This is a genomic window from Leucobacter weissii (genome assembly GCF_017565745.1).
In the GTDB taxonomy this organism is placed as follows: domain Bacteria; phylum Actinomycetota; class Actinomycetes; order Actinomycetales; family Microbacteriaceae; genus Leucobacter; species Leucobacter weissii.
In genome coordinates, this window is record NZ_JAGDYM010000002.1 from 16,088 (window position 1) to 29,030 (window position 12,943).

Genomic DNA, 12,943 nt, shown 5'->3' on the forward strand with positions numbered 1-12,943 from the left:
GAGGTCTCTCAGCGGGCGGCGACGCGGTGCGCGGTGGACTCGGTGCGGGACCGTTCGCCGAAGCCGGGTCTTCGTGAACCCAGAACAGTCTAGCGAACCTTCGGAGATATCTCGACGTCAAGATAAACGTTTGGTGACTGCATTGCCGAGCACGCGGTCAGCCGCTACCCTTGGCACATGAGTGAACTGCGCCTGGAAGAGCTCTCCGCCGCGACCATCGTGGCCGTCAACAGCCTCGGCCTCAAGCCCGGGCAGGAGCAGTTCGTCAGCCCGGTCTCCTACTCCGCCGCGGCCGCGGTCGTGCCCGCGAAGAGCGCGTGGCAGCGCGTCGTCCTCGACGGCGACCGGGTGGTGGGCTTCATCCACGGCAACTTCGATCCGGACGCCGCGCAGGAGGAGTTCCGGGCCGCGCTCTGGCGCATCAACGTGGACGCCGACGTGCAGGGTCGCGGCGTCGGCACCTTCGCGGTGAACGCCCTGATCGACGAGGCCAGGAGCCGCGGCGTCGACCGGCTCACCGTGCTGTGGGAGCGGGGCGAGGACGGCCCAGAGGAGTTCTTCCTGCACGTCGGGTTCGAGCCGGTCGGAGAGACGCCCTACGGCGAGGTCATCGGGGCCATCGAGCTCTGATCCCGGCCCGACCCTCCGCGCGGATGCAACCGGGAGCGAGGGGGTAGCATAGCCCGAGTGCGTGCGCCTTCCGCCGCCCCCAGGGGCAGTCTCGTTTCGGTCGCGTCCTCGGTGGGGTTCGCCGCCGTCTACCTCGTCACTCCCGTGCTCGCGCCGCTCCCGGCGGAGTCCATCTGGGCCGTCCGGTGGCTGCTCACGCTTCCGGTCGTCACCGTCGCCCTGTGCCTGATGCGCGACTGGCGGTCCGTCTCGGGGATCTGGGAGCGGGTCAGGCGCCGCCCGGTGATCCTGCTCGGTATCCTGCTGGCTGCTGCGCTGCTCTCCGCCCAGCTGTGGCTCTTCGGCTGGGCCCCGCTGAACGGCCGGGCGCTGCAGGTCGCCCTGGGCTACTTCCTGATGCCGCTGGTCCTGGTGTTCGTCGGTCGCGTGCTGTACGGCGATCGGATGAACTGGTGGCAGTGGCTCGCCGTCTCCTGTGCCGGCCTCGGAGTGATCTACGAGGTGCTGCGCGTCGGATCCATCTCGTGGGAGACGCTGCTGGTGGCGCTCGGATACCCGGCCTACTTCGTGCTGCGCCGCCGTCTCGGGATCGGGCACTTGGGCGGCATGTGGTGGGAGCTGATCGCTATGGTGCCCGTCGCCGTGCTGCTGCTCGGCGTCGAGGTCGGCGACGGTACGGCATTCGCCGAGAACCCCTCGCTGCGCTGGCTGGCGCCCGCTTTCGCCGTCCTCGCCGGTGTCGCCCTGCTCCTCTACGTCTGGGCTTCTCGACTGCTCTCGATGAGTGTGTTCGGCCTGCTCAGCTATGTGGAGCCGGCGCTGCTGGTGGTGGTCTCGCTGGCGATCGGCGAGCGCATCTCGGGTGAGGAGTGGGTCATCTACGGCGCCATCTGGTCGGCGGTGCTGGTGCTGGTGGTCGGCGGTGCCGTCTCTCTGCGTCGGCCGGGCGAGGCGGGCTGAGCGACGCTGCGCGGATACCTCGGCAGGGTATATCATTGCGCCATGCGAGAGGATCAGCACTCCCCGGGTTACGTTGACGACAAGGAGCGCCTGCTCACGCGTCTCCGTCGCGCGGAGGGGCAGGTGCGCGGCCTGCACCGCATGATCGAGGACGATGAGTACTGCATCGACGTGATCACGCAGGTCTCCGCGGTGACGAAGGCGCTCGAGCGGGTCGCGCTCGCGCTGCTCGACGACCACCTGCGGCACTGCGTCGCGCAGGCCGCCGCCGAGGGCGGCCAGGTGTCGGCCGAGAAGCTGAAGGAGGCGAGCGACGCCGTCGCGCGCCTCGTGCGCTAGACCCGCGCCAGGACGGGGGCCTGCGAGGGATCCGCGACGGGGATCAGGGGTTGGATTCCGGCGGATACCAGGATCGGCAGGTGGTCGCTGGTGCCCTGCGCGAGCGTGCGCACGCTGTCGATGCGCAGGCCGGTCGAGGTCGCGAAGTCGAAGTGCCCGCGGAACATCTTGTACCGGGTGTACGTGCGCCGGTCGCTGAGGGTGAGGTCGTACCCCGCCTCGCGCATGTGCCGGTCGAGCTTCGACTGGAACACCGGATAGTTGTAGTCGCCGACCATGAGCGCGGGGAGGCCGGGGCCGAGCTGCCGCAGCTCCGCCAGGGCCGTGTGGATCTGATGCCGGCGCAGAGAGTTCAGCGCCGTCAGCGGTGCGGCGTGGAAGGACGCCGCCACGAGATCCTGGCCGGTCTCCCGGTCGTGGAGTCGCGCGCCCAGAAGTCGCTCGTTCGCGGGGGAGAGCAGGTGGTCGTGCAGCGACTTCTTCAGTTGGAAGGTCTGGGCGGAGCGCACGTGGAAGCGCTCGTCGCGCACGTACATGGCGAGCCCCAGGCGGTTGTTCGCGGTGGCGTGCACGAGCCGGAGGTGCCCGAGCTCGGCGGGGAGCTTGACGGAGTCCGCCTCCTGGAGGCAGAGGATGTCGATGGCGTGCTCGTTCGCCAGCCCGTCGATCTCGCCGAGCGCACGGTTCTTGCGGAGGTTGTAGCTGATGGTCTTCATGCGCGGCCTCTTCACGGTTCGGTTGCTCACGCCCAGATTATGCCCACCGTCTTCGGATCGACTGAACGCAGGGTAAATGTCGGGTAGCGGAACGGTGCTACCTCTGCAGGGGGTGGTCCATCATGGTCGGCTCCGTTCCGTCGAGGAGGTCGTCCTCGGAGGGCCGGGGATCCCGACCCGCTGCGAATGCGAAGGCGAGCGCGGCGATGGAGGTGGCGAAGGCGATGATGCCGAGGGGGTTGCACAGCGCGATCGACATCTCGAGCCACTCGGGGCCCGCGAGATGGCTGAGGATCGTGACCAGGCCGGCATCCGCGCGGTCCGGCACCGTGAGACCGAAGGCCAGCGCGCACGCCCAGGACAGCGTCAGCGCGACGTAGGGGGCCCGCCCCGCCCGGCGTCCGCGTCCGATCGCCACCGCGATGCGGTGCAGCGTCCAGAGCTGCAGCACGCCGAAGGGGAGCGCGATGAGCGGGAGATACCACCAGGTCAGGCCGCCGCCGATGCCGAAGAGCCACCTTCCGGCGCCCATCCAGAGCGCGAGGGAGATGCCGATGGTGCCGAGAACCAGATTTCGCGCTGTCACATCCGAGATGGTACCCTTTTCAGGTTGCCGTCGCACGGGAGGCCGAGCGGTGCAGCGCGCCCCGATAGCTCAGTGGTAGAGCACTTCCATGGTAAGGAAGGGGTCGCCAGTTCAATCCTGGCTCGGGGCTCTGATCTGCTCATCGCCCACAAGGCGAAGGCCGTGGCTGAGTAGCTCAGCTGGTTAGAGCGCACGACTCATAATCGTGAGGTCGCGGGATCGAGCCCCGCCTCAGCTACCGAGCGGATCGCAGCAAAACCCCCCGATCCGGAGGGGTTTTTCTGTTTCTCGGGGCATCGGCGGCGACCGTGCGGCCGGCGGTCACGGCCGAGGCGCCGCGGAGAGGCCGGCACCACGGCCCAACCCCTTCAGCCGCTCGATCGCGGTGCTCAGGACGGACTCGTCCTTGACGAAGGTGAAGCGGACCCAGTCCGAGAGCGCGCGCGAGGTCTCCGACCCGGGCCGGCAGAACGCGGTCAGCGGCACGCAGGCGACCCCGGCGGCCCCGGGCAGCCAACGTGCGAACGCGGCGCCGTCTCGCGCCTCCTCGCGCAGGAACGGCCCGGCATCGGCGCAGACGAAGTAGGTGCCGCTCGGGCGCACGGTCCGGAACCCGGCGGAGCGCAGTCCCTCGAGCAGCAGCATCCGCCTGCGGTCGAGCGAGCGCTTGAGCTCGGCGATGTCGCCGTCGCCGTGGACGAGGGCCTGCGCGATCGCGGGCTGGAACGGCGCGCCGCCGGAGTAGGTGAGGAACTGCTTGATCGCCAGCACCGCGTCGACCAGGGGTGCGGGCCCCGTCGCCCAGCCGATCTTCCAGCCGGTCAGCGAGAAGGTCTTTCCGGCGGACGACACGGTCAGCGTGCGATCCCGCATCCCCGGCAGGGTGGCGAGGGGCGTGTGCTCGGCGCCATCGAAGGTGAGGTGCTCGTAGACCTCGTCCGTGATCACCACGGCATCGGCGTCGACGGCGACCCGGGCGATGGCCGACAGCTCCTCCGGGGCGAGCACGGTGCCCGTGGGGTTGTGCGGCGAATTGACCAGGATCGCCCGGGTGGCCGGACCTGCTGCGGCGCGCAGCGCCTCGAGATCCAGGCGGAACCCGTCCTCCTCGGCCCGCAGGGGAACGGTGACGTGCCGGGCGCCCGCCATCGCGATCGCCGCGGCATGGGAGTCGTAGAAGGGCTCGAGGGTGATCACGTCGTCGCCCGGCCCGGCTACGGCGAGCACCGCAGCGGTCAGCCCCTCGGTGGCGCCGGCGGTCACGAGCACCTCGGTCTCCGGATCGAATGCGAGCCCGTAGCGCCGTTGCTGGTGCTCGGCCACCGCGGAGCGGAGCGCGGCGATCCCGCGCCCGGGAGGATACTGGTTCGCCCCCTCGCCGATCGCCGTCGCGGCGGCGGCCCGGATCCACTCGGGACCGTCCTGGTCGGGGAAGCCCTGTCCGAGGTTCGCCGCGCCCTCGGCCTCGGCGAGGGCGCTCATCTCGGCGAAGACGGTGGGCCGGACGCCTCCGTCCGCCGAGACGAGCCCGGCGGCCTCCGCGACCTCGCGCCAACGTGTGCTCACACCCTCACCCTACCCAATCGCGGCTCGCGACGGCGGGGCCGGATGGCGGCTGCTCAGCCGGATTCCGTACCATCGAGGAATGAGCGACCCGAGCGAACCCGGTGACGACGACTACGCCGCTGCCAACCGGATCGGGCGCCCGGTCGCGCGTTGGATGTCGCGCTGGCGAGTCGCGATCCAGAAGCGCCCCTGGCTCGACCGGGTGTACCGCGTGCTCCTCACGGCCGTCGGGGCGCTCATCGTGGTCATCGGGCTCATCCTCGTGCCGCTGCCGGGTCCCGGCTGGCTGATCGTCTTCATCGGCCTCACGGTGCTCGGCTCCGAGTACCACTGGGCCCGCCGCCTCACGAGCTGGCTGCGCATGCAGCTGGCCCGTTTCTGGACCTGGTGGCGTGCGCGCAAGGAGCGCAGGGAGGCCCGCCGGCTGCCCTGAACGCCGAATCGCCCGGGACCGACGAGCGGGTCGGTCCCGGGCGATTCGCAGGCGTGGTCGCCGACCGCTACTTGATGAGCGGGATGTTGAAGATGAAGGGATCGGTGGATCCGCCGTTGCGGTAGGCGTCGGCCGCCTTCGTCGCGGCGATGATGTGGAAGACGAACAGCACGATCGAACCGATCCAGAGCAGCGGAACGAGGATCAGGCCCAGGTAGGGGATGAACCCGGCGATGCTCGTCACGATGACCACGGCGGTGCGCAGCAGCGAGAAGTTGAAGTTCGACACGTGGAGCGCCGTCGCCCGCTGGTTGCCCTTGTCCTTCTCGATGAGCCAGAAGATGAGGGCGGGCAGCCAGGTGAAGAACACCGAGAGCCAGTAGTTCAGCTGGATGTTGCTCACGGGGTCGGGGCCCGCGGTCTGCTGCGGCTGCTGGTAGCCGCCGGCCGGGGGCGCCGCCGGGGGAGCCTGCTGGTACTGCGGGGCCGCCGGGGGCTGCTCGGGCGCGGCGGGCTGCTGGGGGGCGGCCGGCTGCTGGGGCGCCTGGTACTCCGGCGCGGCCGCGGGCTGCTGCGGGGCCGCCGGGGGCTCCGGCAGGTCGGCGCCCTGGCCGTTGTTCTCTTCGGGGGGCAGGGTGGTCATGTGGGTCTCCTCGCGATGCGAATGTGTGTGATTATGAACTTACCGCAGAGCTGACAATTGCCTGGGAGGCGCGAAAGGATCGCCCATCGACTCATCATAGGTGAATCGATGGGCGAACCACACCCCTGATTTACGCGGCGTTACCGGGCGAGAAACCGACCGTCTCCGAACCGTTCGGGAGCGCGGCTCCCCGCGGATCGGGCGGCGCGAGGGCCCAGCTCCGCTCAGAACAGGTCGGGGCTGGGCGTCGACGACTGCAGAATGGCGACGTCGGCGTGCCGGTCGAAGCGGTAGCCGATGCCGCGCACCGTGCGCACGATGTCCTGGTAGTGCGCCAGCTTGACGCGGAGGCGCCTGACGTGCACGTCGATGGTGCGCTCGTTCGGCACCTCCTCGGCGGGAGCGCCCGACCACAGAGCCTCGATCAGCTCCTCCCGGCTGACCGTGCGGCCCTCGCGCAGGACGAAGTACTGCAGCAGCTCGAACTCGCGGTAGGTGAGGGGAGCGGCGACGTTGTCGAGCAGCACCCGCTTGCGCGACAGATCGACCGTCACGCCGCTCGCGGCCCGATCGTCCTCGGCGATCTCGTTCTGCTTCTGGCGGGCGATGGCGGCGGGGTCGCCGAGCGCCAGCCGCACGACGTCGACGTCGCGCCCTCCGGCGCCCTCCGGGGCGAGCGCGACCGCCGCGTAGGTCTCGGCGGCGGGGGCGAGCCGGGCGACGAGCTGCTTGATCTGGGCGACGATGGCGCCGAGGGTCGGATCGGTCTCGTCGAGCTTGTGGTCGGCCAGGCCGACGTAGAGCGCGAAGCCGCGCACCTCCGTTCCCTCCGGTACGCTGCGCTGGGGCTGCGGGGAGAGCTCGGCGGTGAAGTCGGGGCGGGCCTGGGCGAGAGTCTGGTTGGTCATGATGATGAAGTCCTTTGCGTGCTGCCTCGCGTCCGGCTCTGAGCGCCGGAGGCGATGGTGCGGGCCTGGGGCCCGCGGAATGTGCGATGAAGCGGAGGGATCCCTCCGTCGGTACCGTGCCCCCGATGGGGAGCGCCCGGTGCGGACGGGGCGCCGAACGCGGGTTCGGCCGGTGGCGCCGGAACGCGTGCGCTGAAGCTGCGTCGTTCCGTCAGTGCGCCATGCACATTCGGCAACACATGACATCGCGACCGGTCATCATCATGCCGGTCTGCCCAAGGTTCACCTCGACGGTGGACTGGGTGCGATGAATGTCACTCATAACGAGAAGTTTGGCAAATGTGACCGCCGTTGTCAAGTGTTGACCGTGCGTGACGTCGCCGCGACGGAGCGGCGAGTTGACACCGGTGAACCCGGCTCCCTACGATGCTTACGTTTGCCTAACCAACATCACATGTAATTCGGTGCGTTCTGAATGCACTCTTCCTCTTGGAGCACCATGCGCCCCTCCGCGTCTTCCCGCCTCGTCCTGCGCGCCGTCGCGCTCATCGCCGCACCGATCCTGGCGCTCTCGCTCGCGCCGGCCGCTCAGGCGGCGCCGCTCGCCGCAGCGGACGACGGCGGTGCCAGCGCCTCCGCCGCCGATCACCGTCGTGTCGACTGGAGCGGTGACGGCCAGAACGCCGCCCTCGGTACCTCGATCAGCAGCGAGGTCTGCGATGTGAACGGTGACGGCGTGGACGACATCGTCGTGAGCTCCTGGCTCTGGAGCGGTGCCGAGCGGGCCAGCGCGGGCGCGCTCTACGTGGTCTTCGGCGCCTCGGAGCTGCAGGGCGGAAATCTCGGCAGCGACTACCTCAGCACCGGCCGGGCGGTCCGGGTGGACGGTCCCGCCGCCGATGCGGAGATCGGATTCTCCATCAACTGCCTGGGCGATGTGAACGGCGACGGCATCGACGATTTCGGTGTCGGCAGCGACGTGACGCAGCGGGCCTACGTGATCTTCGGGGCCGAGGACTTCGGCCCGGCCGACCTCGCGGATCTGGGCGAGCGCGGATACGTCGTGAGCAGCGGCGATGAGGCCTCGGGCCATTTCGGGCACCGGATCGCCGCCATCGGCGACGTCAACGGCGACGGCAAGGCGGAGATCGTCGTCTCGGCCCTCGACGCGAGCACGCTGGGCCGCACCAGGAACGGACGCGTGTGGGTCATCGCAGGCAAGGCGGACACCGCCGACATCGATCTCGCCGACCCCGAGCAGGCGGAGGCGAATCTGCTCTTCACCATCGACGGCGCGATCAACCTCGACCGGCTCACCGAGGTCTCGAACATCGGCGACTTCAACGGCGACGGCGTGCCCGATCTGCTCATCAGCTCGCAGTGGCAGCGGGTCGGCACCGCGGCCAACGCCGGCCGCGCCTTCGTGATCTGGGGCGGAACGGGCGGGAACGTCGACCTCGCCTCCCTCGGCGACCGGGGCATCTCGATCGAGGGCCCGACCCGCGGCGCGGACCGTTTCGGCATCGCGGTGAGCAGCGCCGGAGACGTCAACGGCGACGGTCTCGCAGACCTGCTCATCGGTGCCCAGTCGAGCTCCTCCCGCCCCGGAGGGGTGGCGGTGGTCTTCGGCAAGAAGGACGAGTCCGCCAAGATCCACACCAATCCCCTCTCGACGGAGCTGTCGGTGTTCAGCTGCACCGAGGACGCCGCGCCGGTGGCGAACGCCTGCCCGGAGGGCTCCGAAGCCGTCCCCCGCGGGTACTGGATCAACGGTGCGAACAACGGCGACCTCACCGGCGCGGACGTGGCGGGCGTCGGGGACGTGAACGGCGACGGGCTGCCCGACTTCGCGGTGAGCGCGAAGGGCTACGATGCGATCGTCGGCGAGACGGCGCTCAACAACTCCGGTGCCGTGTGGGTGGTCTACGGCAAGCCGGACACGGCTCTGCAGAATCTCGCCGGACTCGCGGATGACCAGGGCTTCCGCATCGACGGAGCGGCGGCGGGGGACGCCATCGCCACCTCGGTCGGCGCGGTCGGCGACGTCGACGGCAACGGCGTCGACGACGTCGCCTACTCCGCCAACTTCGCGGCTCGACCGGTGGACGCCCCGGTGCTGAACGCCGGCGAGCTCAGCGTGCACCTGCTGGGCGAGCTCGTGACGGAGACCCGGCTCTCCGCGCCGCAGCGGGCCGACGCCGGAGCGACCGCGACCGCCACCGCCGAGGTGGTCACCGCGGTATCCGGAGGGCGTCAGGTGGGTGCGGGCGCGGTGCGGTTCCTCCGCGACGGCGAGACGATCCCGGAGTGCGCGGCGGTCGAGCTGGATGCGCAGGGCGCCGCCGAGTGCGATTTCGTGCCGGCCTCGCGGGCCGACGCATCGGAGCTGTCGGCCCGGTACCTCGGTGTCGCGGGAGAGTTCGCCGAGTCGGCGAGCGAGACCGCGTCGCTGTCGGTGCACGACACCTCGGTCACGGCCGTGGGCCAGCCCTGGCCGGCGGCGCCGAGCGCGGGTGAGCCCTTCGTCGTGAGCGCTGCGGTCTCCGCCGCGAACGGCGGGAGGACGCCCGAGGGCACGGTGGCCTTCGCGGTCGACGGGGCGGTGGTCGCGGAGTGCGCGTCGGTGCCGCTGCAGTCCGGCTCCGCCGCTTGCCCGCTGACCGTCGACGAGCCGGGCACGGCGAACGTCGTCGCCAGCTTCGCCGGAGAGGGCGAGACGCTCTCCGGCTCGGTCTCGAGCGTCCGCGCGATCACGGTGCGCGAGCGCGAGACGGGCGCCGAACGGGCGCTGCCGAGCGTGGCCGCCGTCGCCGCATCCGCGGTGCGCCCGCACGGCTCCGACTTCGTGATCCGCACGGCGGTGCGGGCGGGCGGAGCGCCCGAGACCGGTATCGTCCGGATCTCCTCGGGCGCGCGCGTCCTGGCGAGCGGCGTGCTGCAGCGGGGCGCGGTGACGATCCGAGTGCCGGCGAGCGGCCTCGAGATCGGCGCGTCGAAGCTGACCGTCTCCTACCTCGGTTCGGAGACCGCCGCTCCCGGCGACGACGCGGTGAGCGTCCGCGTGACCAAGGCGGCCACGAAGGTCTCGGCGAAGCAGACGACGAAGCGGCTCACCTCGGGCAAGCGGCCCAGGGTGAGCGTCGCCGTCTCGCCGAGGAAGCTCGTGACCGCCGGCACCGTCTCCGTGCGCATCAAGGGCAAGACCGTGAAGAGCGCCAGGCTGAGCCCGTCGAGGCAGGGACGGGCGACCCTCTCGCTTCCGAAGCTCAAGAAAGGCAAGCACGTCCTGACCGTGCGCTACAGCGGCGACGCGCGCTTCTCGACCTCGTACCAGAGGATCGCCGTCAGAGTGCGGTGATCCCGCCGGGCGGCGCGCTCTCCCGGCGAGGGCGCGCCGCCCGGCGGACGGCGCCGCTCAGTCGACCGCGCCGCTCAACCGACGGTCCCGTACAGGCGGTCTCCCGCGTCCCCGAGCCCCGGCACGATGTAGGCGTGCTCGTCGAGACCCTGATCGAGCGCGCCCAGCACGAGCGTGGCGCTGCGGTCGCCGACCTGGTCCCGCAGCGCCGAGATCCCCTCCGGCGTGCCGAGGATGCACACCGCAGTCACCTCCTCGGCGCCCCGCGCGAACAGGAACTCGACGGCGGCGGCCAGAGACCCTCCCGTGGCGAGCATCGGATCGAGCACGAAGCACTGGCGGCCGCTCAGGTCGTCGGGCAGGCGCTCGGCGTAGGTCTCCGGCTGCAGCGTCTGCTCGTCCCGCTTCATGCCGAGGAACCCGACCTCGGCCGTGGGCAGCATCTTGACCATGCCGTCGAGCATGCCGAGGCCGGCGCGCAGGATCGGCACGATCAGCGGGGCCGGCTGGCTCAGGCGCACGCCCGCGGTGGGCGCCACGGGCGTCTCGATCTGCACCGCCTCGACCCGGACGTCGCGCGTGGCCTCGTAGCCGAGCAGCATCATCAGCTCCTCGACGAGCAGCCGGAACGTCGGCGGCGGCGTATGCTTGTCTCGCAGAACCGTGAGCTTATGGGTGATCAACGGGTGATCGGCGATGACGACGCGCATGCCTCTCATCCTATCCGCGCGGGGCGCGGATCCCGACCCGCCCGCGAGAGGAGCAGCCATGAGTCAGCCCGCGCCCGGCGCCCGGCACCTCGGCGCGATGCGGCTCGCGCTGCAGGAGGCGCGGCTCGCGGCGGCGGAGGGGGAGATCCCGGTGGGGGCGGTGCTGCTCGGCCCGGACGGCGACGTGCTCGGCTCCGGCCGGAACGCCAGGAGGGCCACCCGCGATCCCTCCGCGCACGCCGAGATCGTGGCGCTGCGGGAGGCGGCCGCGGCCCTGGGCGATCGGATCCTCGACGACTGCACGCTCGTGGTCACGCTGGAGCCCTGCGTCATGTGCGCGGGCGCGGTCCTGGCCGCCCGCCTCCCGCGCCTCGTGTTCGGCGCGTGGGACGAGAAGGCCGGCGCGGCGGGCAGCGTCTACGACCTGCTGCGCGACGGACGGCTCCCGCACGCCGTTCCCGAGGTGATCGGCGGGGTGCTCGCGGACGAGAGCGCGGCGCTGCTCGACGGATTCTTCCGCGGGCGCCGCCGGCCGCGGTCCGGGCCCCGGATCAGCGGCGATCCCGCGCGCTGATCGCGCCGACCGCCGCGCTCCCGAGATCGCTCGCGATTCGGCCCGCCGGGTGTCGAGGGGTCGAGACTTCCGCGACTAATCGAGCCCGAGCCCCGCGTTCGGTGCAAAGCATCGCTTTGCTCGCGGGGTTCCCGAGATCGCTCGCGATTCGGCCCGCTGAGTGTCGAGCAGTCGAGACTTCCGCGACTAATCGAGCCCGAGCATGACCACGCTGCTGGTGGTCGGCTGCGCGACGTTCGGGTCGACCCACACGTCGGGCTCGATGTAGACGATCTTGGCGTCCGGGACCGACTCCCTGACCCGGCGCTTGGCCTGATGCAGGATGACCGAGACCTCTCGCATGGTGAGGTCGGCGTCGAGGTCCACCCGCGCCCCGACGACGAGGTCGGCGCCGGCGCTCGCCACCTGCAGGTCGATGACCCGGCTGATGCTGGCGCCCCTGAGGAGCGCCGCCTCGATCTGCGCCACGTTCTCGCTGGTATCGCTCATGCCCGATCCCTTCGTAGCCGCACGTTTGCTCTGCCACTATCTTAGGCTGGTCTTCATGGGTGAAGCATTCAGGGAAGCGCAACCGCTGCCGCGGGTGGCGATGGTCGGGGTCGGCTCGATGGGCGGCGCGATCCTGGCCGGTCTGAGAGCGCCGGGGGTGCGCATCGAGGGCCCCATCGCGGTCACGACCCGGTCGGCCGGGAGCGCCGCGCGATTCGCGGACGCGGGCGACGTCGTCGCCTACGCGAGCGAGACCGATCCGCAGGCGAACCGCCGGGCGGTGCGCGGCGCGAGGATCGTCGTGCTGGGGGTCAAGCCGTGGATGGTGCGCGACGTGCTGCGGGAGATCGCGGACGACCTCGAGCCCGACGCGGTCCTCGTGAGCGTCGCGGCGGGGGTGACCATCGCGAGCATGGCCGAGCTGCTGCCCGAGGGGGTGACGGTGCTGCGGGCCATGCCCAACACGCCGTCCCACGTCGGGCTGGGCGTGACGGGTCTGGCCGGCGGGGACTCGGCCGGCCCCGAGCAGCTCGAAGCGGTCCGCCGGCTGTTCGCCACCGTCGGCGAGGTGCTCGTGGTCCGGGAGGATCAGATCAATGCGATCGCGGCCGTCTCGGGATCCGGTCCCGCCTACCTCTTCCTCTACACGGAGCAGATGACCGCTGCGGCCCGCAGGCTCGGCTTCGACGAGCACCAGGCTGCGACGCTCGCGCGGCAGACGGTGATCGGCGCCGCGGAGCTCCTGCGCCGCAGCGGCGAGGATCCCGCACAGCTGCGCCGCAACGTGACGAGCCCGAAGGGCACGACCGAGCGGGCGATCGCCGTGCTCGAGGCGGCGGGCTGGCCGGAGCTGTTCGATCGGGCGCTCGCCGCCAACATCGCCCGCTCCGAGGAGCTCGAACGCGGCGAGTGAGGATCGCGGGGAAGGCGCCCGGCCGGCTGCCGACTGCTCGGCGGTTCGGGCTGAGAATGCGGTTCGGGCTGATTCCTCTCGCCGACGATCTCCGCCTGAATTGCGATTTCAGCCCGCG

Annotated in this window: 14 protein-coding genes and 2 tRNA genes; 9 read left to right on the forward strand and 7 right to left on the reverse strand. The window is 71.0% G+C overall.

Annotation, left to right across the window (positions count from 1 at the left end; translation table 11 throughout):
- Positions 1 to 177 precede the first annotated feature (177 nt).
- The 3 genes from J4H92_RS00825 to J4H92_RS00835 are packed head-to-tail and all read left to right on the forward strand — an operon-like array spanning position 178 to position 1,929.
- Positions 178 to 630: a GNAT family N-acetyltransferase gene (locus J4H92_RS00825; RefSeq protein WP_208095137.1), complete on the forward strand. Its 453-nt coding sequence runs from the start codon at positions 178 to 180 to the stop codon at positions 628 to 630.
- Between the two features lie 57 nt (positions 631 to 687).
- Positions 688 to 1,590 (forward strand): EamA family transporter RarD, encoded by a 903-nt coding sequence (gene rarD / locus J4H92_RS00830; RefSeq protein ID WP_208095138.1) that lies wholly within the window; start codon positions 688 to 690, stop codon positions 1,588 to 1,590.
- Between the two features lie 42 nt (positions 1,591 to 1,632).
- Positions 1,633 to 1,929: a metal-sensitive transcriptional regulator gene (locus tag J4H92_RS00835; protein ID WP_208095139.1), complete on the forward strand. Its 297-nt coding sequence runs from the start codon at positions 1,633 to 1,635 to the stop codon at positions 1,927 to 1,929.
- Here the strand turns inward: J4H92_RS00835 and J4H92_RS00840 are convergent.
- Positions 1,926 to 2,645: an endonuclease/exonuclease/phosphatase family protein gene (locus tag J4H92_RS00840; RefSeq protein ID WP_208095179.1), complete on the reverse strand. Its 720-nt coding sequence runs from the start codon at positions 2,643 to 2,645 to the stop codon at positions 1,926 to 1,928. The two genes, J4H92_RS00835 and J4H92_RS00840, sit on opposite strands and share 4 nt — an antisense overlap.
- A gap of 97 nt (positions 2,646 to 2,742) precedes the next feature.
- Positions 2,743 to 3,231 carry a hypothetical protein gene (locus tag J4H92_RS00845; protein ID WP_341782949.1) on the reverse strand — a complete coding sequence of 163 codons (489 nt, stop codon included), beginning with the start codon at positions 3,229 to 3,231 and terminating at the stop codon, positions 2,743 to 2,745.
- A 58-nt stretch (positions 3,232 to 3,289) separates the two neighbouring features.
- On the opposite strand from J4H92_RS00845, the gene J4H92_RS00850 reads away from it, so the two are divergent.
- Positions 3,290 to 3,361 (forward strand) — tRNA-Thr (locus J4H92_RS00850).
- 34 nt (positions 3,362 to 3,395) lie between these two features.
- Positions 3,396 to 3,469, forward strand: a tRNA-Met gene (locus J4H92_RS00855).
- An 83-nt stretch (positions 3,470 to 3,552) separates the two neighbouring features.
- Here J4H92_RS00855 and J4H92_RS00860 read toward each other — a convergent pair.
- Positions 3,553 to 4,797, reverse strand: a complete 1,245-nt coding sequence (locus J4H92_RS00860; protein ID WP_341782950.1) for an aminotransferase class I/II-fold pyridoxal phosphate-dependent enzyme — start codon at positions 4,795 to 4,797, stop codon at positions 3,553 to 3,555.
- Between the two features lie 79 nt (positions 4,798 to 4,876).
- On the opposite strand from J4H92_RS00860, the gene J4H92_RS00865 reads away from it, so the two are divergent.
- Positions 4,877 to 5,230, forward strand: a complete 354-nt coding sequence (locus J4H92_RS00865) for a TIGR02611 family protein (protein WP_243751858.1) — start codon at positions 4,877 to 4,879, stop codon at positions 5,228 to 5,230.
- Between the two features lie 67 nt (positions 5,231 to 5,297).
- Here the strand turns inward: J4H92_RS00865 and J4H92_RS00870 are convergent, their stop codons facing one another.
- Together J4H92_RS00870 and J4H92_RS00875 are read right to left on the reverse strand one after the other, a co-directional pair.
- Complete coding sequence (locus tag J4H92_RS00870; RefSeq protein WP_208095140.1) at positions 5,298 to 5,873, reverse strand: DUF4870 domain-containing protein; 576 nt, start codon at positions 5,871 to 5,873, stop codon at positions 5,298 to 5,300.
- A 224-nt stretch (positions 5,874 to 6,097) separates the two neighbouring features.
- Positions 6,098 to 6,781 carry a winged helix-turn-helix domain-containing protein gene (locus J4H92_RS00875; protein WP_208095141.1) on the reverse strand — a complete coding sequence of 228 codons (684 nt, stop codon included), beginning with the start codon at positions 6,779 to 6,781 and terminating at the stop codon, positions 6,098 to 6,100.
- 499 nt (positions 6,782 to 7,280) lie between these two features.
- Between J4H92_RS00875 and J4H92_RS00880 the strand changes: the two genes are divergently transcribed.
- Positions 7,281 to 10,139, forward strand: a complete 2,859-nt coding sequence (locus J4H92_RS00880; RefSeq protein ID WP_208095142.1) for an Ig-like domain repeat protein — start codon at positions 7,281 to 7,283, stop codon at positions 10,137 to 10,139.
- A gap of 74 nt (positions 10,140 to 10,213) precedes the next feature.
- Here the strand turns inward: J4H92_RS00880 and upp are convergent, their stop codons facing one another.
- The gene (upp, locus tag J4H92_RS00885) at positions 10,214 to 10,849 is read right to left on the reverse strand and encodes a uracil phosphoribosyltransferase (protein ID WP_208095143.1); all 636 of its coding nucleotides are present in this window, start codon (positions 10,847 to 10,849) and stop codon (positions 10,214 to 10,216) included.
- Between the two features lie 58 nt (positions 10,850 to 10,907).
- On the opposite strand from upp, the gene tadA reads away from it, so the two are divergent.
- On the forward strand, positions 10,908 to 11,423 hold the full coding sequence (gene tadA / locus J4H92_RS00890; protein ID WP_243751859.1) for a tRNA adenosine(34) deaminase TadA: 516 nt from the start codon (positions 10,908 to 10,910) through the stop codon (positions 11,421 to 11,423).
- 186 nt (positions 11,424 to 11,609) lie between these two features.
- On the opposite strand, the gene J4H92_RS00895 is transcribed toward tadA, so the two are convergent.
- On the reverse strand, positions 11,610 to 11,912 hold the full coding sequence (locus J4H92_RS00895) for a cation transporter dimerization domain-containing protein (protein ID WP_208095144.1): 303 nt from the start codon (positions 11,910 to 11,912) through the stop codon (positions 11,610 to 11,612).
- A gap of 55 nt (positions 11,913 to 11,967) precedes the next feature.
- Here J4H92_RS00895 and proC point away from each other — a divergent pair, with 55 nt between their 5' ends.
- A complete protein-coding gene (gene proC / locus J4H92_RS00900; RefSeq protein ID WP_243751860.1) occupies positions 11,968 to 12,825 on the forward strand; it encodes a pyrroline-5-carboxylate reductase in 858 nt (285 codons plus the stop codon).
- Positions 12,826 to 12,943 lie beyond the last annotated feature (118 nt).

Coding starts and splice junctions, on each gene's coding strand:
- J4H92_RS00825 (WP_208095137.1), top strand. CDS start 178: ATGAGTGAACTGCGCCTGGAAGAGCTCTCCGCCGCGACCATCGTGGCC.
- J4H92_RS00835 (WP_208095139.1), top strand. CDS start 1,633: ATGCGAGAGGATCAGCACTCCCCGGGTTACGTTGACGACAAGGAGCGC.
- J4H92_RS00840 (WP_208095179.1), bottom strand. CDS start 2,645: ATGAAGACCATCAGCTACAACCTCCGCAAGAACCGTGCGCTCGGCGAG.
- J4H92_RS00865 (WP_243751858.1), top strand. CDS start 4,877: ATGAGCGACCCGAGCGAACCCGGTGACGACGACTACGCCGCTGCCAAC.
- J4H92_RS00870 (WP_208095140.1), bottom strand. CDS start 5,873: ATGACCACCCTGCCCCCCGAAGAGAACAACGGCCAGGGCGCCGACCTG.
- J4H92_RS00875 (WP_208095141.1), bottom strand. CDS start 6,781: ATGACCAACCAGACTCTCGCCCAGGCCCGCCCCGACTTCACCGCCGAG.
- J4H92_RS00880 (WP_208095142.1), top strand. CDS start 7,281: ATGCGCCCCTCCGCGTCTTCCCGCCTCGTCCTGCGCGCCGTCGCGCTC.
- upp (WP_208095143.1), bottom strand. CDS start 10,849: ATGCGCGTCGTCATCGCCGATCACCCGTTGATCACCCATAAGCTCACG.
- tadA (WP_243751859.1), top strand. CDS start 10,908: ATGAGTCAGCCCGCGCCCGGCGCCCGGCACCTCGGCGCGATGCGGCTC.
- J4H92_RS00895 (WP_208095144.1), bottom strand. CDS start 11,912: ATGAGCGATACCAGCGAGAACGTGGCGCAGATCGAGGCGGCGCTCCTC.
- proC (WP_243751860.1), top strand. CDS start 11,968: ATGGGTGAAGCATTCAGGGAAGCGCAACCGCTGCCGCGGGTGGCGATG.